This is a genomic window from Luteibacter aegosomatis (assembly GCF_023078455.1).
GTDB classification, from domain to species: domain Bacteria; phylum Pseudomonadota; class Gammaproteobacteria; order Xanthomonadales; family Rhodanobacteraceae; genus Luteibacter; species Luteibacter aegosomatis.
This window is the reverse complement of the sequence record NZ_CP095740.1, coordinates 2,006,949-2,030,416: the sequence shown is the minus strand read 5'-3', so window position 1 is coordinate 2,030,416 and position 23,468 is coordinate 2,006,949. Positions and strand designations below refer to the sequence as shown.

The window sequence follows — 23,468 nt, the reverse complement described above, 5'->3', positions numbered from 1 at the left end:
ATCAGCCGGCCTGCGAAGCCGCGGCTTCCGGCGCGCCGGCGGCACGGCGGCGCGGCGCGGCGGTGCGTGGGGCCGATAGGTCGTCGAGCAGCGCGGTGGCCTCTTTTTCCATCTGCACCACGTAGCCGCCGACCTTCGAGCGGAAGTAGCGGTGCAGCACGTAGGCCGGGATGGACACGACCAGGCCGAACGCGGTGCAGATCAGCGCCTCGCCGATGCCGCCGGCCATCCGGGTGGGATCGCCGATGCCGCCGGCCATGACGCTGAGGAACATGCGGATGAGGCCGACCACGGTGCCGAGAAGGCCGAGCAGCGGGCCGATGAGCGCGATGGTGCCCAGCGTGTTGAGGTAGCGCTCCATGCGGTGCACCACATGGCGGCCGGTGTCCTCGATGCGCTCCTTGATGATGTCGCGGGGACGATCGCGCACGGCCAGGGCGCCGGCGAACAGTTCGCCCAGGGGCGAGCCGTTGCGCAGGGCCTCCAGGTGGGCGGCGTCGAGCTTGGCCGAGCGCGCCCATTCGCGCACCTCGGCGCCGAGGCCCGGCGGCAGCACGGCGGCGCGGCGCAGCGCCCAGAAACGCTCGAACACGATGGCGAGCGCCACGAGGGAACAAATCAGGATCGGCAGCAATGCCCAGCCGCCAGCCATCAGGATCTCGAGCACGGGAACCCCGGAATTACCGAATTCAGGCGCGCATGATAGCAGGGCGCGGCGCGAGGACTGGGGCGGGCTTCACATTGGGGCTCCGTAGGATTCGCCGATGCGATCGGCTCCCAACCCTCCGGTAGGCAGGATCTCCGAATCCTGCCCCGGAGGGTTGGGAGCCGATCGCATCGGCGAAGGCGCGCGTCAGCGCGCCAACAGCTCCAGTTCGGCGACCTTGGCCGGGCCTTCGAAGGTCAGGCGGTAGTGGCCGTAAGCCGCGGGCGTCTTCACGGCGAACGCGCGGGTCTGCCGGTTCCACGGGAACGATTCGCCGTGGCGCTCGTCCAGCACCGTCCACTTCTTGCCATCGGCGGAGCCTTCCAGCTTCCAGCCCTTCGGTGCCTCGTCGGCCTTCGCCGGCGACGTGATGGTGTACATCGCCACCGTGGCGGGCGTCTTGAGGTTGTCGACGACCACGGGCGGCAGGGCCAATTCCGTGGACGAGTCGTTGTCGACGGCCGCGGCCAGCGAAACCTTCTTGCCGCCCGCCGCGCGCAGGTCGGCCTCGCGCAGCACGTCGCGCAGCGGCGACGGCATCGCCCCCTCGGCGGTGATCGAGGCGGGCATGGCGTCGGCGCCGGTACCCCACGTCGACGGCGACGGGCCCATGGTGAACTCCAGCGTCGCGCCCTGGGCCAGCACCTCGTGCGGAAGCACCAGGCGGTTCCACGGCTGGCCGTTGACCTTGAGCGACTGCACGTAACGGTTGGTGTCGCTGACGCCCGGCGCGCGGATGTCGATGACCTTGCCGTTATCGAGCGTCAGCGTCATGTGCGGGAAATGCGGCGCGCCGATCACGTATTCCGGCGTACCCATGCGCAGGGGATAGAATCCCGCGGCACCGAAGATCCACCACGCCGACATCTCGCCGTTGTCTTCGTCGCCCGGGTAGCCCTGGCCGATCTCGCTGCCCACGTAGAGACGGGACACCGCGTCGCGCAGCTTGTCCTGCGTCTTCCACGGCTGACCGGCCTGGTCGTACATCCAGATGATGTGGTGCGCCGGCTGGTTGGAGTGGCTGTACTGGCCCATGCGCACGTCGCGCGCCTCGAGCATTTCGTGGATCACGCCACCGTAGTCGCCCACCTCGAACTTGCCGGGCGCGTTGAAATACTCGTCGAGTTTCTTCGCCAGCCCCGCGCGGCCGCCGTAGAGCGAGGCCAGGCCCGCGCCGTCCTGCGGCGCGTGGAAGGCCATGCTCCAGCCGGCGTTCTCGGTGTAGTCGCCGCCCCAACGGAAGGGGCTGAATTCCTTCGCGGTCCAACGCCACTTGCCCGCCGGGTCGCGAGCCACGAAGAACTTCACCTCCGGATCGAACAGGTTGACGTAGCCCACGGCGCGCGAGCGGTACCACTGCGCGTCGTCGGCGTAGTTCGCGTAACCGTCGCCGGCGGGCTTGTCCTTCGCGAGCGCCTGGGCGAGGTTGCCGATGGCGAAGTCGTTGATGTAGCCGTCCATCGACCACGACAGGCCCTCTTCGACCTTGTCGTCGGTGTAGCCGTTGAAGATCGAACGCTCGATGCCCTTGCGACCGGTGCCCTTGATGTCGCTCACCGTCGCCGCGTTGCGGATGGCCGACAGGTAGAACGACGAGACGTCGAAGTTGCGCACGCCCTTGAGCCAGGCATCGGCGAAAGCCACGTCGGAGCTGGTGCCCACCATCAGGTCGGCGTAGCCCGGCGACGACCAGCGCGCGACCCAACCGGCGTCGCGGTACTGCTGCACGAAGCCGTCGATCATCCGGCCCGCCTCGTTCGCCGTGAGCAGCGCATAGGCCGGCCACGCGGTACGGTAGGTGTCCCAGAATCCGTTGTTCACGTAAGGCTTGCCGTCGACGATGCGCGCGCCCGTGTGCGTGTCGGTGTCCTTGCCCACCGGCGCGGAGAACGGGCTGGCGTACTGGTATCGCGGCGCATCCTTGGTACCCGTGTTCTCGTAGGCCTCGTTGGGATACAGGAACAGGCGATACAGGTTGGAATACAGGATGGTCAGCTCGTCGGGCGTCGCACCCTCGACCTTGGCGATGCCCAGGCGGTCGTCCCAGGCCTTGCGTGCGCGCTCGCGCACGCTGTCGAAGGTGTCGGCATCGGCGATTTCCTGGCCGAGGTTGGCCTTGGCCTGGTCGATGCCGATCAGCGACGTGGCGATACGCATCGTCACCACCTTGTCGCGGCCACCCTTCGTGTCGAAGCCGAACCAGGCCGAGGCCGCGTCGCGCTTTTCGCCCGTGAGGCGGCCGCTCTCCGCCACGGGACGGTCGAAGGTGGCGTAGAAGAACATCCGCGTGGCGCCGGTGGAAAGGCCGCTCTTCACGTCGGACCAGCCCTGGATGCTGCGTCCCTGCGGATCGAGCGTCACCGAGGCGTTCCCGTTGAGGTTGTCGAACACCAGCTGCGCTCGCTTGCCGGTGAAGGTGAAGCGGAACATCGCCGCGTGGTCGGTCGGCGTCATCTCGGTGACGATGCCGTTGTCGAAACGCACGCGGTAATAATCCGGGTGCGCGATCTCGTTGTCGTGGACGAACGACAACGCACGCGTCTCGCGCTTGAGCGGCGGCGCGCCGGCGTCGACCTGGGCGGGCATCACCTGGAAGGTCTGGCGATCGCCCATCCACGGGCTGGGCTCGTGCGACAGCGCGAACGCCTCGATACGCGGACGGTTGTCGTCGCCGTTGCGGGCCTGGTACTGGTAGATCCAGTTCGAGCCGGCGTTGGTGGTCGGCGTCCAGAAATTGAAGCCGTGCGGCATCGCCACCGCGGGGAAGTTGTTGCCGCGCGAGTACGACGCGTTGGCGTTCGAGCCGCGGCGCGTGTCCACGTGGTCGGTGGGTCGATTGCCGGGCGACGCGGGGGCCTTGTCGATGCGCACGTCGTCGAGCCAGCCTTCGAAGGCCTTGCCCGCGGGCGCGGCCGCGCTCACCTCGATGGCGCGCACGCGGCGGCCCTTGGCGGCGGAAAGGTCCACGCTCACGTAGTTCCACTGGTCGGGATACAGCACCCGGCCCTCGCCCTGCCCCTTCGCCGTGACCGGTACGCCGTGCTGGTCGCGTACGCCGAGCGACGACAGGCGCGAGCCGTCGTCGAAGACGAGGTCGACGGTCACGTAATTGGCGGGATTGGTCAGGTCATCCTTGTTGGAGCGGGGAAAGACCAGCCACGACAGCTGCATGCCGTCGGCCACCTTGAGGTCGACGTCGAAGACTTTCGCGTCGACCGCGTTGCCCGACGAGGTGCCGGCGTAACGCAGCGAATGCATGCCGGTGAAGCCGACGTCCGCCTTCGCCGTCAACACGACGTTGGCCGGCGGTCCGCCCACCACGCCCAGTTCGAGCCCGTCGACCTTGGCCGCCAACGGCTTGGGATCGTTGGCCTCGAACGAGGAGGCAAAGCGCCGGCCGGCCGCGAACGCGGCTCCCGGCGCCAGCGCGGACATCACCGCCAGGACGAGCGCCGTCCTTCCCCAACCCTGCTTCGATGCCGTCACGCGATGCCCCTTCGATGGATGGAAGGGGGATTTAAATCGTTCTAAATTTGGATTGTCAAACCGCGCCGCAACACGAATGCCTCATTCGCGCCAATATCGGTCCCGTGGCCGACGCCACTCGCGCATCACCGAGGGCTCGCCTTCGGCCGGAAAATCCACCGCGATCGCGCCACTGTCCGCCGTGATCCGCACGTCGGCACCCGCCCGTCGATGCCGCGCGAGTACGTCGGGATGCGGATGGCCGAAACGGTTGCGCCATCCCGCCGAGGCGATGGACAGCGAGGGCCGCACGGCCTCGAGCCACCGCGAATCGGACGAATAACGGCTGCCATGGTGAGCCATCGTGGTCACCGTCGGAAGCACGGACGCCAGCGACCCGGCCTCCATGCGCCGCTCGCTCGCCTGACCGATGTCGCCCGTCAGCACGAGCCGACCACCCGATCCTTCGACGACCAATATGCACGAGCGTTCGTTGGCTTTGCGCCCGCGCGCCGCCTCCAGCGTCTCGAAACGGAAGGTCACGCCGTCCCAGCGCCATGCCGTTTCCCGGACGCATGCCTGGGAAGGGAACGGCAGCCGCTCCGGTTCGCCGGACCAGCGCCGGGCCTTCGGATATCGCGCGGCCACGGCAGCCGCGCCGCCGGCGTGGTCGTTGTCGCCGTGACTGACCACGAGCGCATCGACCGGCCCCAAGCCGAGCGCTTGCAGTGACGGCAGGACGATGCCCGCGCCCGCATCGCCTCCCGCGTAACCCGGGCCCGTGTCGTAGACGAGGGTGTGCGAATGCGTGCGGACCAGCACGGCCAGTCCCTGCCCCACGTCGAGCACCCACGCGCGAAAGCCGCCCGGTCCCGGATCGTCGCGCGACGGCCAGATCAAGGGCAGGAAAAGCAAGGCGCCGTACGCGCGTAAGGGAACGCCACGAGGCACGAACAGCCACGCCGCGCCCAGCGTGGCGGCCACGACGAGCCACGGCGATGACACGGGCGGAGACACGCGCGAGCCAGGCCACTCCGCCATGATGTCCAGCCACCGCCATTGCCAGTCCATCGCCCAGGCGGCGATCTTCCACGGCACGGCGGCCAGCGATGGCCAGGCGACGCAAAGGCAGCCCAGCAACGCCAGCGGCACCACCGCCATGCTCACCCACGGCGCGGCCACGAGGTTCGCCGCGAAAGCCACCAGCGACGCGCTGCCGAAGAGGTAGAACGATAGCGGCAACAAGGCGACGCTCATCGCCGCCTGCGCGCGCAGGGCGGCTGCCACGCGCGCGCGCCATCCCACCGCACCTCCCGACACGCAGAGCGTCAGGAAGCCCACCCCGGCGAACGAAAGCCAGAACCCCGCCGACAGCACGGCCAACGGATCGGCGGCAAGCATCGCGACGGCCGCCAGAGCGAGCAGATGCGCACCACGCCCTCGGCGGCGCGCCATGCCGGCCAGCACGAGCGCCGCGGCCATCAGCAGGCTGCGCACCGTAGGCAGTCCCAGCCCCGCGAGCACGCCATACGCCGCGGCGACGGCAAGCCCGGCCACCGATTGCGCGAGCTGCCTCGGCACGCGCACCGCGAGCCACGGACACGCCAGGTAGAGCAGCCGCAGCGCCAGCACGCCCCCGCCGGCGGCGACACCGACGTGGAATCCCGAAATCGCGATGAGGTGCGACGTGCCCGTGGCTCGGGCGATATCCCAGTCTTTCGCATCCAGTCCTCGCGTGTCGCCCACGGTCAGCGCTTTCAGGACACGCGCATCGCGGGCGCCCAGCACCTCGTCGAACGTGCGCGCGATGGCGTCGCGCCACCCGTCGGCGCAACGGAAGGTTTCCAGGCGCCGGTTCTCCGGGGACTCTCGCACATGGCCCGTGGCGATCACGTCGTGCAGAAGCGCCGTGCGTTCGGTATCGCCGCCCCCGGGGTTCACGGTGCCTCGCGGACGTCGCATGCGCAGGGACAGCGTCCAGCGCTCGCAAGGTCCGGGCGATTCGAAGGTGCGGTACCACGTCACCCTCACCTTGCCGCGCAAGCGCACGCCCGACGCCTGCGCGGCGTCGGGCAGGAAGACGAACAGCGCGTCGGCGTCGCGGCGGCGCGGCAGGTCGACGATGCGGCCGACCAGGGTGATGTCTTTGCCTTCGAGATCAGCCGGAAGACGTGCCCGCATGCCGCGGTCGCCATGACCCGCCGCCCATGCGGCGAAAAGGCCGACGGTGGCCGCGTGGCGCAGCCAGGAGCACCGGGCGAAGATCACCAGCGGCAGCGCGCACGCGGCCAGCAGGAACGACATCGGCCAAGGCGGCAACGCGGCGAGCCGTTGTACGGCGACACAGCCGAGTACCGCGGCCACGGCGGCGGAGGGGAGCGAGAAAGTAAGCGAAGGAAGACGGGGCACGGCCGTCCAGGCTATCGCCGTCCGGGTCGGGCGGCGCCCGCCTTCGGCGGTAGGAAAGATCCGCGCCGTCGGCCCGCGCCGGTGCGATGCTTCGATGCCTGTTCGGTGGATCGGCGTCGTGACCGCGACGTGAGAGCGCTCTCACGACACGTCGTTGCGCGCGGGGCTCTGCGTCATCACGGTGAGGCCGATGCCCGCGATGGCCTCTACCCCGCCGCCCGTCGCACCGGCGCAGGCCCGTGCCTTCGGCGAGGTGCTCGAGGGTGCGACATCAGTGCCCGTCCCGATGCCCCCCACCCTGCCAGCCACCGGATGGACGACTGCCCGACGGTCGGCTCGAAGGCCGATCTCCACCACCCCGCCAGCCGCCTGACGGCGGACGATGGTCGCCGTCGCCCCGATTCCACCCACCCGGCGGTCGATGGTCGCCGTCGCCTCGGCTCCATCCACCGGGCGGTGGACGGTGATCGCCACCCCGCCATCCGCCCGGCGGCGGCCGGTGGTCACGATCGCCGCGCCAGCCGCCCGGCGGCGGATGGCCGTGCCAGTCGCGGTCGCGGCGATAGTACCGGTCGCGATACCACACCCCTCCGACGCCGATCGTGGAATAACAACATCCCGGACCGAAACCGTAGCCATAACCGCCGTAGTAACCGAAGCCGGGATCGTAGTAACCGGGCTCCACGACGGTGGTCGTGGTTTCCGTGCCGTAATACGCATCCCCGCCCGAACCGTTGCGGACATAGCCGTAGTCGGGATCGTAGTAGCAGCCCGCGAGCGGAAGGGTCACGCCGAGGGTCAACAGCAAGGTACGCATCCGTTGCATGGGCGATACCGCGAAGAGGGGTTGGATACTACGCTGCTCCCGCCAGATTGAACCTACGCTAAAAAAGCGGAGGCGCTTGCGCGCCTCCGCTTTCACGTCGACATCTCGGTTCAGCCCTTGTTTTTCTGCTGGTCGCCGCGCTCGTGCGCCATGTTCGCGAACGACGCTTCCGGCGACGGAACCTTCGAGGCGTTGTCGTTGCCCGGCTGCGTGCCCGGGTTGCCGTGCGGCTCGCTGCCGGGCCAGTTGGGCTGCTGGCGATCGCGATCGCGCTTGGCGTCGAGCAAAGCCTGGATATGCGCGACGGCCTCTTCCTGGGTGATGTGCTGTACCGGCTCGGGCTGGGCGACCGGCGCCGTCTTCGCCCGCGGGCGCGGCGCGGGTTTACGCGTGGCCTTGGCGGGAGCCTTGCGCGGAGCGGCCTTCGTCGCGGCGGTCTGGCGGACGGGTGACGCCTTGGTCACGGTTTTCTTCGCCGTGGCCTTCTTCACGGTCGGCGCGCTGCGCGCCACGGTTTTCTTCGCGACGGCCTTGCGTGCCGACGCCTTTTTCGCGACCTTGCGGACGGCGGCCTTCTTCGCCGCCTTCTTCGTGGCGACCTTGCGCGCCGGGGCCTTTTTCGCGGCGGCCTTGCGTGCGGTGGTCTTCTTTACCGCCTTGCGGGCCGCGGTTTTCTTGACGGCCTTGCCGGCCGCCGACTTGCGCGCGGGAGCCTTTTTCGCGGCCGCCTTCTTGGCGGCGACTTTCTTCGCTGGAGCTTTCTTCGCGGCGGTCTTCTTCGATGCCGCCTTGCGAGCCGCGGACGTCTTCTTCGCGGCGGACTTTCGGGTGGTTGCCATGCGCTCTTACCTCCTGCGGTAGTTGCCGACGCGAACCCCACCGGGGAAACCCGCGTGCATCCGGACTCATGCCGGTCGACGCAATCATGTAACAGCCGCCGCCCGAAGTCACATAAAACTGTCGGAAAGATTCAGAAAAGCCGTGGCTGGGAAATCTGTGCGAGGAAGCGGGGAAGCAGTCCGGGATGCACCGCGATGGTGAAGATCACGCCGTAGGCGGCGCCCCACAGATGCGCGCTGTGGTTGACGTTGTCGCCGCCGCGCTTGTCCATGTATATCGAATACACCACGAACAGGATCGCGTAGAGGATCGCCGGCATGGGCAGGATGATGAGGTAGATCTTCGCCCAGGGCGCGATGAGGATGAAGGAAAACAGGATCGCCGACACCGCGCCCGAGGCGCCCAGGCTGCGATACCCCGCGTTGCGGCGGTTGGCCATGTACGAGGGCAGGATCGAGAACACCAGGGCGCCGATGTAGAAGGTGACGAAGCCCAGCGGCCCCATGGCTTCGGTGAAGAAGCCCTCCATGATGCGCCCGGCGAAATACAGCGAGAACATGTTGAAGAACAGGTGGCCGCCGTCGGCGTGCACCAGGCCGTAGCTCACGAGGCGGTAGTACTCGCGGCTGCGGGATAGCGCGGGGGGCCAGAGGATGAGGTCGTCCAGCAGGCGCTGGTTGCGGAAGGCGACGATCGAGACCACGCAGGTCACGAGGATGATGAGCAAGGTGGTCATGCGCTGAAACGGCGTCCTTTGCGGGTCGAGCCAGCAGGCATCTTGGGGGTTGCAACCCGTCCGGACAAGTCTCGCGGCGACGTCAGGGGGTATCATGGCGGGCCATTTCCCGTCCCCGGCATGTCCTTACGATGTCCATCCGTTACAAGCAGCTCGACGTTTTCGCCGCCCGTCACGGCGGCGGCAACCCCCTGGGCGTGGTGATCGACGCCGATGGCTGGTCCGATGCGCGGATGCAGCGCTTCGCCCACTGGACCAACCTGGTCGAAACCACGTTCCTGCTTCCCCCCACGGCCGCAAAAGCCGACTACCGCGCACGCATTTTCACGCCCAGCAAGGAAATTCCCTTCGCCGGACATCCCACCATCGGCAGCGCGCATGCCGCGCTGGACGCCGGGCTGGTCCGCCCCGGTGCCGACGGCATCGTGTGGCAGGAATGCGGCGCCGGCGTGCTGCCGATCCTCGTCGAAGGCGACGGCGCGACGCGCGAACTCTTCGTGCAGGCGCCGAAGGCGCGGGTGGTACGCGATGCCGGCTGCGGCGGCGAAACGCTGTCGTCGGTGCTCTACGGCATCCGCCTGGGCGCCCTGCCCCCGGTCTGCGTGGAAGGCGGTCGCCGCTGGTGGGTGGCCGAGTTCGCCGACGAGGCCGACCTGCGCACCTGGCATCCCGACCATGCGGCCATCCGTGCCCTCGCCCTGGCCACCGACACGCTCGGCCTGTGCGTCTTCGCCCGTTCGCCGGAAGGCCTGGCCGTGCGTGCGTTCCCGGCGGGCGTGGGCATCGTCGAGGATCCCGCCTCGGGCGCGGCCAACGGCCTCATCGCGGCCTACGTGGCCACCCACGACACCAGCGGCACGCTGTCGCGCGGTTACGTGGTGAGCCAGGGGCGAGAGGTGGGGCACGACGCGCGGATCATCATCCGGATCGATGGCGACGACGTGTGGGTGGGTGGACGTACGAACACCATCGTCGACGGCGTGGTGGACTGGCGCGACGCCTGACTTCCGTCGACCGCCGTGATACGTCGCACCGGCGAAGGCCGGTGCCTACGGCGACGCATACCGCCCTCGCGACGACCATGCGCCCCGCCGTGGATCCCGGCCTGCGCCGGGATGACGCTATCGCGACCGGGTCAGCCCAGCCCGCCCACGATGCGCGATACGGAATCCGCGGAAAAATGCAGCTTCTTCAGCGCTTCCTCCAGCGATGCCTTCGAGGTCGCCTCGCTTTCCACCTGCTCGCCGACGCTGCTCGGCGATACGTGCACGAAGGTCTTGCCGTCCTGGTAGGCGCCGCCGTCTTCATAGAAGTTCTGCGTGGTCAGCACCTTGAACGTACCGTCGTTGGATTCTTCCACCTTCACCGAACGGCCGTCGTGGTCGCCCTCGTAAACCGTCTTCCAGCTCACCGACATGGTTTCACCCGTCAAAGCCGCACGACATCGTGCGGCTCGCATTGTGAACCCATCCCCGTGAAGACGTCTTCAGTCCTCCAGGTTGGCCCGTGCCGCCGCCACACGGGCCATGCCCGACCAGTCGATGTCGGCGTCGCCGCGTGACAGGGATTCCAGCAGCGTGTCGTGCAGCACGCCGGCGAAGGGCATGGGCACCCGCCGTGCTTCCGCGGCGGCACGGGCGAGGCCGACGTCCTTGAATCCCAGGGCCAGCTTGAAGCCCACCGGGGTATAGCGCTCCTCGGCGATCATGCCGCCGTAGGTCTTGTAGACCGGCGCCGAGAACAAGGTGTTGGACATCACGTCGAGGAACGCCTTCGCCGACACGCCATGGGCGCGCGTGAGCGTGGTGGCCTCGGCCATGGCCTCGATGGCGGCGCCGATCATGAAATTGCCGGCGATCTTCACGATGGACGCGCGCACCGGGTCGTCGCCCATGGGCCAGACCTTGGCCGCAAGGAGTTCAAGCAACGGTTGCACCGTGTCGACGGCGTCCGGCTTGCCGGCGGCCACCAGTTGCAGGTTGCCCGCCGCGGCCACGTCGGGCCGGCCGAACACCGGTGCGGCCACGTAGCCGATGCCGCGTGTCTCGTGCGCATGGATGAGTTCCTGCGCCAGGGCCACGGAGATCGTGGCGTGGTTGACGTGGACGGCACCCTTCGGCAACGCGTCGAGCACGCCGCCATCGACCAGCACCTCGCGCACCGCCGCGTCGTTGGCGAGCATGCTGTGCAGCACCCCGACGCCGTTCGCCGCGTCGGCCGCCTTCGCCGCCACCGTGGCGCCCTGCCCGGCCAGCGGCGCGGCGGCCTCCGGCGAGCGGTTCCACACCGTCACCTCGTGCCCCGCCTTGACGAGATTCGCGGCCATGCCCGCGCCCATGCTGCCCAGACCGATGAAACCGATACGCATGTTTTGCTCCGAAGTCAGACGGCCAGACCGGCGGCGTTGCCGGATGCCCAGGCCCATTGGAAGTTGTAGCCGCCGAGGTGCCCGGTGACGTCGAGCACCTCACCGACGAAATACAGCCCCGGCTGACGCCGGGACATCATGGTCGAGGAGGACACCTCGTCGGTATCCACGCCGCCGAGGGTCACTTCGGCCGTGCGGTAGCCCTCGGTTCCGCTCGCCGTCACCGGCCAGTCGGCCAACTGTGCGCCGATGTCGTTCAATTCGGCGTCACGGTACTGGCGCATGGGGCGATTGGGTAGCCACACCTCGCACAGCCGCTCGGCCAGGCGGCGCGGCAACAGGCCGGAGAGCACCGTCTTCAATTCCGCGGCAGGCCGTTCCGCGCGCCCCTGGCGCAAGGCCCCTGCGGCATCGATGCCCGGCAGCAGGTCGACGCGAAGGTCGGTGCCGGGCTCCCAGTACGACGAAACCTGCAGGATGGCCGGCCCGCTCAATCCGCGATGGGTGAACAGCATGGCGTCGCGGAACGCCGCCCCGTTGGCCCGTGCCTCCACGGGCAACGCCACGCCCGACAGTCCCTCGAACCGCTCCTGGTGCTTGCCGCTCAGGGTCAAGGGCACCAGGCCGGCGCGCAGCGGAAGCACGCCGTGGCCGAACTGCCGGGCGACCTCGTAACCGAATCCGGTGGCGCCGAGGCTGGGAATCGAGAGACCGCCGGTGGCCACCGCCAGCGATGCGACGCGGACATGGCCCAGCGGCGTGTCCACGCCGAAACCGCCCTCGGTGGCCTTCAGCCGGGTGACCGCGCAGCCCGTCTCCACCCTCACCCCGGCCTCGGCGCACTCGGCCAGCAGCATGCGCACGATGAGCTTGGAGGATTCGTCGCAGAAGAGCTGCCCTGGCGATTTCTCGTGCCAGGCGATGCGGTGACGATCGACCATGGCGATGAAATCCCATGGCGTGTACCGCGCCAGCGCGGACTTGCAGAAATGCGGGTTGGCCGAAAGGAAATTGGCCGGGGTGGTGTTCGTGTTCGTGAAATTGCAGCGGCCGCCGCCGGACATCAGGATCTTCTTGCCAGCCTTGTTGGCGTGGTCGACCACCAGCACCCGCCGCCCGCGCCGGCCCGCGACGATGGCCGTCATCAGGCCCGCCGCGCCCGCGCCGATGACCAGGACGTCGTATTCCATGGGGTGCCATTCGCCTTGCAAACGCACATGGTACCGCCCTCGCGTAGACTTGTCGGCCGTACCGTTCTACGAGGAACCCTTGCCATGCCCTCCTTCGACATCGTTTCGGAAGTCGACAAGCACGAATTGACCAACGCGGTGGACCAGGCCAATCGCGAGGTCTCCAACCGTTTCGACCTCAAGGGCACCGGGGCGAAGTTCGAGCTGGAAGACAGCGTCATCACCCTCAAGGGCGAAACCGAATTCCACCTCACCCAGATGCTGCCGATCCTGCGCGCCCGCCTGGCGGCACGCCAGATCGACCTGCGCGCCCTCGACGAGGGCAAGATCGAAACCAACCTGGCCGAGGCCCGCCAGAAGATCACCGTCAAGCAAGGCCTCGACCAGCCCGCGGCGAAGAAGATCATCGCGAAGATCAAGGAAGCCAAGCTGAAGGTCGAAGCGCAGATCAACGGTGAGAAGGTGCGCGTGACGGGCAAGAAGCGCGACGATCTCCAGGATGCCATCGCGCTCCTGCGCAAGGCGGACGTCGAGGTGCCGTTGCAGTTCGAGAATTTCAGGGACTGAGGCGTAAAGACGCCAGGCTCCTGCCTTCGCAGGAGCGACGGGCTACGGGATCCCCTTCTCGTCGCTCCTGCGAAGGCAGGAGCCCAGTGTCTTCACAGCCCCGCGAACCGGCTGCAATTGCGCCCGTCGTTCTTCGCCTGCTACAGCGCCTCGTCCGCGCGCCCCAGCAGCGAATTGAGCGATTCGGGCGAGCGCCACACGGCCACGCCCGCGCTCACCGTGATGCGGATGCGGTAGTCGCCGTGCACGATCAACAGCGCGCCCAACGCATGGCGCACCCGCTCGGTGATGTCCATCGCATGCTCGCCGAGCGCACCCGGCAGGCAGAGGATGAATTCCTCGCCGCCGAAGCGGCCGGCCAGGTCGTCGGCCCGGCACATCGAGGAAATCACCCGCATCGTCTCGCGGATCACCGTATCGCCGGCCAGGTGGCCGAACGTGTCGTTGACCGACTTGAAGTCGTCGATGTCCAACAGCACGAGGCTGAACGGGATGCCGTCGCTCGCCGCGCCCTGGCGCACGCGCTCGGCCTGCTCGAGGAAGCGGCGGCGGTTGAGCGACCCGGTGAGTTCATCGGTACCCGCCAGGTGCGCGAGGCGCTCGTTGGCCGCCTTGAGGTCGCGCGTGCGGGCATCGACCTGGGCCTGCAGCAGTTCGGCACGGCGGCGCAGGTAAAGGGTGCGAAGGTAGACCAGCCCGAAGAACGCGCCCACGCCGACCAGCACGGCGGCGAGCAATGTCCACACGCTCTCGTACCAGCGCGGCGTGACGACGAGGCGCACCTCGGATTCCACCGTGCGCGCATCCAGGCCGCGGGTGACCGCGCGCAGGTGCAACGTGTAGGTGCCGCTGGGCAGGTTGGTGTAGATGGCGCTGGGCGGGATGCCGTGGGCGACCTCGTTCCAGTTGTCGTCGGCACCGTCCAGGCGGTAGGCGTACCGCGTTTCGTATGGCGCACGATAGTCGAGCAGCGCGAAGTCGACCCGGATGTTGCGCCCGTCGCCGTCGAGCTTGATGCGGCCTCCCCCGTCCGGCACCCCGTTGAGCGTCACCGGCTTGTCGTTGATGGCGACATGGGTGACGGCCAGCCGCGCCGGCGCCACCTGCGGCGCTTGCCAGTAGGGACGCACGACGGTCAGGCCACCGAGGCCGCCGAACATCAGTTCGCCACCCGGCGCCTCGGCCGCCGATCGGTGGATATAGCTGGGAATACGCAGGCCGTCGCGCACGCCGAGGTTGAACACGCGGTGGTTGTCGGTCTCGACCATCGCCACCCCGTTGGCCATCGAGGCCCAGATGCGATCCTCGCGGTCGATCAGCAACGCATTGATCTTGGTGTTGGCCAGGCCTTCGCGCGCGCCGATCAGGCCGAAGCGGAACGGTCCGCGCGGGTTGAACCGGTCCAGGTAGGCGATGCCGCCGAAGGTGCCCAGCCATAGCCGGTGCTTCGAATCGAAGGCCATCGAGCCGGTGTAGTCCTGCGGCAGGCTGGTCGGATCGGCGAGGTCGTGCCGAAGGTTCACGAAGCCCTGCTCGCCGTCGTAGGCGATGCTGATGCCGCTGATGGTGGCGAACCACCACGCGTCGGGCATGCGCACGATATGGCGCACCTGGTCGCCCACCAGGCTCTTCGGGTCGGCGTCGTCGTGGCGCATCTGCGTGAGCGCGCCGGTGACCGTGTCGTACCGGAACAGGCCGTCGTAGGTGCCGATGAGGATGCTGTCGCCGTCGCGTTGCATCGAGAGGATGAGGCGGCCGTCGAGAGCGGGGATCAGCGAACTGCGCATCGAGAACGTGTCCGGATCGATGCGCGAGATGCCCTGCGCACCGGCCCAGATCGAGCCGTCGGGAGCCACCACGAAGGCCTGCACGTCACGCTCGGCCTGTTCGCCCCCCAACTGCAGGTGGCGCATGCTGCCGGTGCCGAGGTCGAGCACGTCGATGCGGCCCATGCCCAGGCCCAGCCATACGCGCCCGCGCGGGTCGACGAACACGCCGTGCACGTTGGCATTGGATAGCGTGTGGGCCTCCAACGGCGAGGGCAACACCGAAAACACCTTGCGCCCGTTGGGGTCGTAACGCGCGGCGCCAAGCTCCGTCGCCACCCAGACGTTGCCCGTGGTGTCCTGGTAGATGTCGCGCGTGATGTCGCCCGGCAACGACGAAGGCATCGCCGCATCGTGGCTCAGCGTACGCAGCCGCCCGCTGTTGAAGTCGTAGGTGACGACGCCGGCACCGTCGGTCGCCGCCCAGAGCACGCCTTGCGGCGTCTCGTAGAAGGCGCGGACGGTGCGCCGCTTGGCGAGGCTGGCCTTGCCCGACAAACCGTTGACGGCATGGGCCTGCCCCTGGGCGTCGAGGTAGATGGCGCCGGATTGCCCCGTGCCCACCCACATCCGGCCGCGATCGTCCTCGCGCAGCGCCCATACCTGGTCGTGGAGGATGCCGTCGAGTTCGGGGTCGGCCGATGTGACGCGCGTGAAGCGTCCTCCGGGCCTGCGCACGAACAGGCCGTTGTCGGCGCCCGCCCAGAGGCTGCCGTCCTTGCTTTCCGCCACCACGAAGGTGCGGGCCAGCATGTCGTGGGCGTCGCCCGGCTTGCCGGATACCCTGGCGATCTCGCCGCTGGCGATGTCGATGCGGTCGATGCCGCTTTCGGTGGCCACCCAATAGGCGTTCGGCTCGCGCGACCTGGCGATGGAGAAGATCTTGCCGTTCGACGTGCCGCCCTTGCCGATCGGATACACGTGGAAGCGCGTGGTGGAAGGATCGAAACGGACCAGTCCGCCGGCGTTGGTACCGATCAGCAGGCCCCCGTCGTCCAGCGGCATCAGGGCACGCACGTAGGAATCGGGCAGCACCGCACCGCCGTAGGAGTCGGGTTCCTGTCCGAACACCTGCATGCGGTAGCCGTCGTAGCGCGCCAGGCCGCCGAAGGTGCCGATCCAGATCAATCCGCGGCGATCCTGCACGATCGCCGTGGTCGTGGAATGCGGCAATCCGTCGGCCACGCCCACGGTGTCGAACCACGCGGTCTCGAACACCGCCCAGGGGTCGACGTGCGCCGCCACCTGCGCGGACGCCGCACGAGCCAGCAGCACGCACAGCAGCGCGACGGCGAAGGACAGCGGCGCGCGAAAACGTGGTAAGCGGGCGCGCCTTTGCACGCGGTCAACCGGCATAGGCGACCGACGGATCGAGGTAACGGCTGAACGCGGCGGCGGTCATGGGACGGGCGAAGAAATACCCCTGCCCGACGTCGCACCCCAGGCTACGCAGCCAGTCGGCCTGGGCCTCGGTTTCGACGCCCTCGGCGATGGTGCGCATGTTGAGCTTCTTCGCCAGGCCGACGATGGCCTCGGTGATCTCGCGGTCGGCCAGGTTGGAATCGCTGCCGCGCACGAACGACTGGTCGATCTTGATCGTGCCTATCGGCAGTTCGCGCAGATGGCCGAGGTTCCAGTAACCCGCGCCGAAGTCGTCGATGAGCAGGTCGAAGCCGTGCGAGCGGAGTTTCACCAGCTGGCGCAGGGTTTCCTCCGGCTGCCGCATGGCGGTGGATTCGGTCAGCTCGAAGCGGATGCGCGTGGGATCGATGCCGTACGAGCGCACCGCGCGATGCAGCGTTTCGACGAAGGCCGGCCGGCTGAGTTCGTGCATGGACAGGTTGATGGCGATGTAGTCGATGCGCTGCCCGGCCGCGTCCCAGGCCAGGATCTGGTTGAGCACAGAGCGCAGCACGTATTCGCCCAGCGCGTGGATCAGGCCCGAGCGCTCGGCGATCGCCACGAAGACGGTGGGCGGCACGTCGCCGCGCGTGGGATGGTGCCAGCGGGCCAGCGCTTCCACGCCGGCGAGGCTGCCGTCCTGGAGATTGCGCTTGGGCTGGTATTCGACGTCGAGCAGGCCGCGCTGCAACGCCTCGCGCAGTTCGACGGTGAGCGCCAGCCGCTCCCGCGCCTGCTCGAGCATGCCTTCCTCGTAGAAGCGGAAGTCGGCCTTGCCGGTTTCCTTCACCGCGTACATGGCCGCGTCGGCGTTGCGGATGAGGGTCTGCGCAAGGGTGCCGTCCTTCGGTGCCACGGCCACGCCGATGCTCGGGCTCACGGCCACGAACTGGCCCGATACGTTCACCGGCTGGGAGACGAGGTCGAGCACCTTGCGGCAGACGCGGACGAGGTTTTCCATGCCGCCGTACGACTGCACCACCACCACGAACTCGTCGCCGCCGAAACGCGAAACGGTGTCGCGATCGCGCACGCTGCTGCGCAACGAAGTGGCCACGGCGCGCAGGAAGGCGTCGCCGGCTTCGTGGCCGAGGGTGTCGTTGATGGACTTGAAGCCGTCGAGGTCGATGAACATCACCGCCAGCGATTCGGCGCCGGGGCCGGCCAGCGCCTGTTCGAGCGCCTCCATGACGTAGGCACGGTTCGGCAACCCGGTGAGGTTGTCGTGGTAGGCGTGGAAGGCCAGCGCGTGCCCCGCGTGCTGCCGGGGATCCTTCAGCCGCCGGGAAAGATGGCGATGCTGCCCGATGAGCCAGAAGATCGCCACCGCGGCCGCGGCGCAGACCACGGCCAGGGCGATCAACCAGGCCGGTTCGACGCTAAGTTGTGTCAGCACGCCACGCTCCGGCCCTGCCTGGGGGACACGTCACGGGACCGAGGCACGCCGGCCCGGTCCGCAAAATCACCCGATGTCAAAACGACCGCGCCGGGACACCCGGCGGCAGGCCGGTCGCGGAACACGGATTCCCTTGGAGTATCGGCCATCCCCGCCTCCGACTTTAGCTTTTCCTGACCAGCCCTGCCGGAACGCTTCCCTTGGATGGCGCGACCGACCCACCCTCGAATGATGATGGGTCGGCGAAAAAACGCAATCGTGCCGAGCTTCACGTCCGGCACGAGGCCGTTTCAGTGCCCTTCGTCGGCCGGCAGGTAGCGGTCGAACCAGGCCAGGGCACGCGCCAGCACGTCGCGTCGGTGGGCTTCCTGGGCAAAGCCGTGGCCTTCGCCGGGATAGACCACCAGCGAGGTGGGTACGCCCTGGGCACGCAACGCATGCCAGAACTCGAACGACTGCGGTGCGGGGCATTCGGCGTCGCGCTCGCCCACCACGACCAGGGTCGGCGTCTTTACGTCCTTGATGAAGTTGATGGCCGAGCTCTTGGCGTAGACGTTGGGGTCGTCATACACCGAGGCGCCGAAGAAGGGCTTCATCCATTGGTCGATGAGGTTCTGGCCGTAGTAGCTCTGCCAATTGGAAATGCCTGCGCCCGCCACCGCCGCGTGGAATCGCTGGGTCTGGGTCACCCCGAACATCGTCATGAAGCCGCCGTAGCTCCAACCGGTGAGGCCCAGCCGGTTGTCGTCCACCGGATGGTTCTTCTCGATCGCGTCGACGCCGGCGAGCACGTCGCGCAGGTCGCCGTAGCCGAAATCCTTGCGGTTGGCCTGCACGAACGCCTCGCCCTGGCCGAAGCTGCCCCGGGGGTTGGGCATGAACACGAAATAACCCAGGGCCGACAGCGGCGCCGCGCCGTAGCCCACGCCAGGCCAGCGCGGCAGCACGGATGCCGCCGGTCCGCCGTGTATCGAGACGATCATGCCGTAACGCTTCTTGGCGTCGTAGTTGGCCGGATACAGCAGCCAGCCCTGCACCTCATGGCCCTCGTTGGTCCAGGTGATCGACTCGGCCTTGCCCCACATCGGCTTCAGCCCGGCGTTGAAGCGGGTGACGGCCTTGGGCGCGGCATGACCGCCCAGGTCGGCCACGTGCACTTCGTAGCCCTGCTCGAACGAACTGGCGGCGAAGGCGGCCTTGTCGGCTTTCTCGTCGAGCGAGATCGACATCGAGAGGCGGCCGTCGCCCAGCGACATGGGGGTTTCGAACAGCGTGGTGGCCTTGGCCGCCCCCTGCGCCGGCAGTTCGTAGCTCGATACGCGACTGGTGCCCGCCGCCGCCTCGGAGACGACGAGGTTCTGCGGCCCGGTCCATGCGAACCACGCCGGGGTGGTCTGGATGCCCGGGGTCACGTCGACCGGTTCGGCCCCGCCGGTGCTGGGCACCGTCCAGATGTCGCCGCCGGTGGAGCCCTGGTCGCTCATCAGGCCGCCGATGAAGGCGATGCGCGAACCGTCGGGCGAAAAGCGCGGCACGGCGATCTGCAGATCCTTCAGCGGGCCGGACAGGGCATTGGTGTCCACCAGGGTCACGGGCTTGTCGCCGCCGTTCACCGACGTGGCGTAGAGCTTGGCCACCCACCAGTTGTTGTCGCCCGGCGGCGGCGCGGCCACGTAGGCGATGCGGCCGCCGTCGGCGGAGAAGCTGTATTCGTAGACGTGCATGCCCTCGGGCGTGATCGCCCGCGCCGCGCCACCGCTGGCGTCGACCATGGCCACCTGCTGCACCTCCATGTTGTCCACGCCGATCTCGCCCACCTGGGGACCGGCCGCGGCCGTGGCGCTGGCGCGGCGGGTGGCGTTGGGTACGTAAAGGATGCCGAGGGCCTTGCCGTCGGGACGCCAGGACAGGCTGGAGACGTAGCCCTTCAACTGGGTGAGCCGCTTGGGCGCGGCCTTGCCGGCCGTGTCGGCCACGTAGATGTCGTTCTGCTTGCCTTCCTCGATGCCCGGCTTGTTGCCGGCACAGTCGGAAAGGAAGGCCAGGTGACGGGAGTCGGCTGCCCAGGCCACCGAGCCCTCGCGGCAATCCTTGGTGGCGGTGAGGCGATGGGCCTTCTGGCCGTCCGCGTCGGCGATTTCGATGGCGGTGCCCTTGCCGGTCTTCACGGCCCAGGCGAGGTGGTTGCCGTCGGGCGACATCGCCACCGACTGGACCGTGCGCACCTTGCCGAGCGATTCGAGGATGGCGGCGATGCGCGGGTCGGTGGGGGCCTGATCCGGCTTGTCCGTGGCGGGGGCCTTACCGGCATGCGCGGCGCCCGCGAAGGCAAGGGCCATGGCGGCGGCTATCCACGTGTTACGCATCGTTCGGCCCCTCGGGGTGTGTAGGATGCGTGAAACCTAACACGTGTGTAAGTTCTGACGCGATAGTCGGCCGGGGCCCGCTCGCTCCGACATTCGCCGATACGATCGGCTCCCACCCCTTCGGTAGGGCGCTCGAGGAAACCTGGCTACCGAATTCGACATTTGCCGGTACGACCGGCGCCCACCCTCCGTCGGGCGTTCGAGGAAACCTGGCTACCGAAGGGGTGGGAGCCGATCGTATCGGCGAATCCCGGGCGCGATCAGGCCAACAAGTGACCGTATTCCGCATTGCGCTTGAACCAGGTGGCCGCGTACGAGCACGCCGGCCGGATCGTCCAGCCTTTCGCCTGCGCCACCTGTACCGCGAAACGCGTCAGCAGGTTGGCGATACCCCTCCCGCCCACCGGATCGGGCACGCCGGTATGGGTGATCACCATCGTGGTGCCGTCGAGCAGGTAATCGATTTCGCAGGTGTATCCGTCGACCACCGTCGAGAACGTGTGCTGCTTTTCGTCGTGGACGATTTCCAATGGCTTGGGCGAGTCGTTCATGGGAGTCTCCGTGGGTGCCTTCGCATTCTCTGGATGTACGGGGGGGTAGCGTCAAGCGAATCTTTCGACGACGGGAGCGGGTGCCATGAAGAAATGGGGTTCGGCGATCTGGAAAGGCGGCATCAAGGACGGCCAGGGCGTGATCTCGACGCAGACCGGCGTGCTCAAGGAGGCCCCCTACGGGTTCGCCTCTCGCTTCGAGGACGGCCCGGGCAGCAATCCCGAGGAACTGCTCGGCGCGGCGCATGCCGCCTGCTTCACCATGGCCCTTTCGTTGATGCTGGGCGACGCGGGCTTCACCGCGGACAAGATCGAAACCAAGGCCCACGTCACCCTCGAAAAGGATGGCGAAGGCTTTTCGATCACCAAGGTGCACCTGAGCGTGAAGGCGCAGGTGCCCGGCACCGACCAGGCCGGCTTCGAGAAGATCGCCAGGCAAGCCAAGGAAGGATGCCCCGTGTCCAAGGTGCTGAACGCCGACATCAGCATGGATGCCACGCTGGAAGCGTAGACTGGCGCGGCCCATTCGAGGACTACACCGCACGTGCTAACCATTCACGCTTACGGCCAGCGCGCGATCGCATGGAAAGCCGGCATGGACAAGCCTGCCACCCCGGCATGGATCGACCTGTTCGACCCCACCGACGAGGAACGGCGGTGGGCCGCGGAAGCCACCGGCCTGCGCGTGCCGGAGCGGTCCGACGTCGCCAATCTCGCGCTCTCCAGTCGCATCCGCACCGACGACGACGACACGATGTACCTGTCGATCCCGTATTTCGCGGATACCCGCAATGGGCACAAACCCGGGCCGATCGGGCTGGTGATCACCGCCCACGTCATGATGACGCTGCGCTTCTCCGATTCGCGCGCCTTCGAACTGGCCGCGGAGGGTTGCCATGAGCATCACTGGGAAACGAGCGGCGACGTCTTCGCGACCCTCGTGGAAGCGATCGTGAACCTGGCCGCGCAGAACATGGAAGACGTTTCGGCCGAACTCAAGAAACTCTCCGACCGCGTGTTCACGCCGACCCGCCTGGGCACGCCGGTGTTGCGCGAATGCATGCTCGAGGTCGGGCGGCTCGAAGGCGTCCAGGCCCGCAACCGCTCCTCCATGCTCGGCGTGCAGCGGGTGGTCTCCTTCGTGAAGACAAAGAAACCCACCTGGATGTCCGACCTGGTGGAAGTGCGCCTGCGCGTGGTCGACCACGACCTGAAGACCCTCGACGAGTTCGACGACCAGCTCACCAACAAGCTCCAGTTCGTGCTGGACGCCACCCTCGGCTTCATCAGCACCGACCAGAACCACGTGATGAAGGTGCTTACCGTCACTTCGGTGGCGACCATTCCCCCGGTCATCCTCGCGGGCATATGGGGCATGAATTTCAAGCACATGCCCGAACTGGACTGGCCGCTGGGCTACCCCATGGCCTTGGGCGTGATCGTGATCAGCATGATCCTGCCGGTGCTGTTCTTCAAATGGCGGGGATGGTGGTCGGGCGACTGATCGCCTACTCCATTCAGGACCATTTCGTGAAGACCTGTAAACCCCAAGTGCATCACATTTTTTACAATCCAACCTCTTTTGCCCTAAAGTTCGCGCTCCCCCGGCCGCTAGCCCCTGCAAGCCCCGCCAGGCGGGCTATCCATTGACGCGAGGTTCGGGCCTTGGTGCGGGCCCATTCTGGGAGGAAGTGCTCGGTGTCCGTTTCTAGCCTGTTCCACGTCGCAGGGAAGCCGCGTCCATGAGGTCATCCAGGCCCGTTCCGCCGGGTCACGTACCCGATTCCCGATTGCTCGCCTCCGTGGCCGAGTTCACCCACCACCGCGACATCGATGCGCTGGATCACAGCCTCGTGCTGTCGCTGGCCGAACTGGTGAAGGTCAGGACGGTCATGCTGTGCAAGCGTGGCGAGAGCGTGCAGTTTCCCGTGGATACCGTCGTCGCCTGCACCCATGGTGCCGACGGTGCGTTCGTGGTGGAGGCCATGGATCCGTCGCATGACGACGAATCGGTGCAGACGATCGCGCGCGCGATGGAAACCCTCAAGACCGTCAGCGACGTGACCCCGGCCGGGTTGCACCGGCTGGTGATTCCCATCAAGCGCGAACAGACCGCCATCGGCGCGCTGACCCTCGAATCGGACGAAGGCCTGAACGGTGTCCGCGCGCTCGTCGAGGGCTTTGCCCGCATCTATTGCAACTACATCGCCCTGCTCAACGAAAGCGAACGCGACAAGCTCACCGGTCTCTATAACCGGCGCAGCTTCGACCGCCGGCTGCAGCGCATGCTCAAGCAGCGCCGCCAGAGGGCCCGCGCGCTCGCCGACGGCCGGGAAGAGCGTCGCCAGGTATCCGGCGACGGCCCCCAGGTGTACCTCGCCATCCTCGACATCGATCATTTCAAGCGGATCAACGACACCTACGGCCACGTCTACGGCGACGAGGTGATCCTGATGCTCGCCCAGCAGATGCGCACCAATTTTCGCCAGGGCGACGTGCTCTTCCGCTTCGGTGGCGAGGAGTTCGTGATGCTGCTGGCCGCGCAGGACGAACAAACGGCGCACGGCGCGCTCGACCGCTTCCGCCGTTACGTGGCCGAGCACGCCTATCCGCAGGTGGGCCACGTCACGGTGAGCATCGGCTACGCCCGCATCACCGAGAACGATTATTCCGAGATCGTGCTGGACCGGGCGGACAAGGCGCTGTACTACGCCAAGCAGAACGGACGCAACAGCGTGCATGGCTACGAGAACCTGTCGCGTACCGGCGAACTGGCGCCGGTGGCGCTGGGCAGCATCGACCTGTTCTGAGTCACCGTGGG

18 protein-coding genes are annotated in these 23,468 nt (G+C 67.7%); 5 read left to right on the top strand and 13 right to left on the bottom strand.

All coding sequences use genetic code 11. The features are described from left to right. Window position 1: 1 nt before the first annotated feature. The 6 genes from L2Y94_RS09360 to L2Y94_RS09335 form a co-directional block, all read right to left on the bottom strand. Window positions 2-652, bottom strand: coding sequence for a MotA/TolQ/ExbB proton channel family protein (locus tag L2Y94_RS09360; protein ID WP_247375196.1), 651 nt, complete (start codon window positions 650-652; stop codon window positions 2-4). A 201-nt stretch (window positions 653-853) separates the two neighbouring features. Further along, window positions 854-4,141 (bottom strand): GH92 family glycosyl hydrolase, encoded by a 3,288-nt coding sequence (locus L2Y94_RS09355; protein ID WP_247375194.1) that lies wholly within the window; start codon window positions 4,139-4,141, stop codon window positions 854-856. Between the two features lie 132 nt (window positions 4,142-4,273). Continuing rightward, window positions 4,274-6,580 carry a DNA internalization-related competence protein ComEC/Rec2 gene (locus L2Y94_RS09350; protein WP_247374608.1) on the bottom strand — a complete coding sequence of 769 codons (2,307 nt, stop codon included), beginning with the start codon at window positions 6,578-6,580 and terminating at the stop codon, window positions 4,274-4,276. 271 nt (window positions 6,581-6,851) lie between these two features. Next, window positions 6,852-7,406 carry a hypothetical protein gene (locus L2Y94_RS09345; RefSeq protein WP_247375397.1) on the bottom strand — a complete coding sequence of 185 codons (555 nt, stop codon included), beginning with the start codon at window positions 7,404-7,406 and terminating at the stop codon, window positions 6,852-6,854. Window positions 7,407-7,516: 110 nt separating this feature from the next. Then, entirely contained in the window at window positions 7,517-8,245 is a 729-nt protein-coding gene (locus L2Y94_RS09340; protein WP_247374607.1) for a hypothetical protein, read from the bottom strand. 131 nt (window positions 8,246-8,376) lie between these two features. Further along, window positions 8,377-8,982: a rhomboid family intramembrane serine protease gene (locus L2Y94_RS09335; protein ID WP_144913876.1), complete on the bottom strand. Its 606-nt coding sequence runs from the start codon at window positions 8,980-8,982 to the stop codon at window positions 8,377-8,379. 131 nt (window positions 8,983-9,113) lie between these two features. Here L2Y94_RS09335 and L2Y94_RS09330 point away from each other — a divergent pair, with 131 nt between their 5' ends. Beyond that, window positions 9,114-9,986, top strand: coding sequence for a PhzF family phenazine biosynthesis protein (locus tag L2Y94_RS09330; protein WP_247374604.1), 873 nt, complete (start codon window positions 9,114-9,116; stop codon window positions 9,984-9,986). A gap of 131 nt (window positions 9,987-10,117) precedes the next feature. On the opposite strand, the gene L2Y94_RS09325 is transcribed toward L2Y94_RS09330, so the two are convergent. From L2Y94_RS09325 to L2Y94_RS09315, 3 genes are all read right to left on the bottom strand, one after another. Next, window positions 10,118-10,399, bottom strand: a complete 282-nt coding sequence (locus L2Y94_RS09325) for a hypothetical protein (protein ID WP_247374603.1) — start codon at window positions 10,397-10,399, stop codon at window positions 10,118-10,120. A gap of 69 nt (window positions 10,400-10,468) precedes the next feature. Next, complete coding sequence (locus tag L2Y94_RS09320) at window positions 10,469-11,350, bottom strand: NAD(P)-dependent oxidoreductase (RefSeq protein WP_247374601.1); 882 nt, start codon at window positions 11,348-11,350, stop codon at window positions 10,469-10,471. A 14-nt stretch (window positions 11,351-11,364) separates the two neighbouring features. After that, window positions 11,365-12,540 carry a BaiN/RdsA family NAD(P)/FAD-dependent oxidoreductase gene (locus L2Y94_RS09315; RefSeq protein ID WP_247374599.1) on the bottom strand — a complete coding sequence of 392 codons (1,176 nt, stop codon included), beginning with the start codon at window positions 12,538-12,540 and terminating at the stop codon, window positions 11,365-11,367. Between the two features lie 84 nt (window positions 12,541-12,624). Between L2Y94_RS09315 and L2Y94_RS09310 the strand changes: the two genes are divergently transcribed. Further along, window positions 12,625-13,107: a YajQ family cyclic di-GMP-binding protein gene (locus tag L2Y94_RS09310; protein ID WP_247374598.1), complete on the top strand. Its 483-nt coding sequence runs from the start codon at window positions 12,625-12,627 to the stop codon at window positions 13,105-13,107. Window positions 13,108-13,247: 140 nt separating this feature from the next. Here the strand turns inward: L2Y94_RS09310 and L2Y94_RS09305 are convergent, their stop codons facing one another. The 4 genes from L2Y94_RS09305 to L2Y94_RS09290 form a co-directional block, all read right to left on the bottom strand. Next, entirely contained in the window at window positions 13,248-16,274 is a 3,027-nt protein-coding gene (locus L2Y94_RS09305; protein ID WP_247374596.1) for a ligand-binding sensor domain-containing protein, read from the bottom strand. 4 nt (window positions 16,275-16,278) lie between these two features. Then, complete coding sequence (locus L2Y94_RS09300) at window positions 16,279-17,730, bottom strand: putative bifunctional diguanylate cyclase/phosphodiesterase (protein ID WP_247374595.1); 1,452 nt, start codon at window positions 17,728-17,730, stop codon at window positions 16,279-16,281. A gap of 290 nt (window positions 17,731-18,020) precedes the next feature. Then, window positions 18,021-20,096 carry a S9 family peptidase gene (locus L2Y94_RS09295; RefSeq protein WP_247374593.1) on the bottom strand — a complete coding sequence of 692 codons (2,076 nt, stop codon included), beginning with the start codon at window positions 20,094-20,096 and terminating at the stop codon, window positions 18,021-18,023. Between the two features lie 260 nt (window positions 20,097-20,356). After that, the gene (locus L2Y94_RS09290; RefSeq protein ID WP_247374592.1) at window positions 20,357-20,647 is read right to left on the bottom strand and encodes a GNAT family N-acetyltransferase; all 291 of its coding nucleotides are present in this window, start codon (window positions 20,645-20,647) and stop codon (window positions 20,357-20,359) included. A gap of 85 nt (window positions 20,648-20,732) precedes the next feature. Here L2Y94_RS09290 and L2Y94_RS09285 point away from each other — a divergent pair, with 85 nt between their 5' ends. From L2Y94_RS09285 to L2Y94_RS09275, 3 genes are all read left to right on the top strand, one after another. Beyond that, the gene (locus L2Y94_RS09285) at window positions 20,733-21,158 is read left to right on the top strand and encodes an OsmC family protein (RefSeq protein ID WP_247374590.1); all 426 of its coding nucleotides are present in this window, start codon (window positions 20,733-20,735) and stop codon (window positions 21,156-21,158) included. A gap of 84 nt (window positions 21,159-21,242) precedes the next feature. Beyond that, window positions 21,243-22,151: a CorA family divalent cation transporter gene (locus tag L2Y94_RS09280; RefSeq protein ID WP_247374588.1), complete on the top strand. Its 909-nt coding sequence runs from the start codon at window positions 21,243-21,245 to the stop codon at window positions 22,149-22,151. Window positions 22,152-22,389: 238 nt separating this feature from the next. Continuing rightward, a complete protein-coding gene (locus L2Y94_RS09275; protein ID WP_247374586.1) occupies window positions 22,390-23,457 on the top strand; it encodes a GGDEF domain-containing protein in 1,068 nt (355 codons plus the stop codon). The last annotated feature ends 11 nt before the right edge of the window (window positions 23,458-23,468 follow it).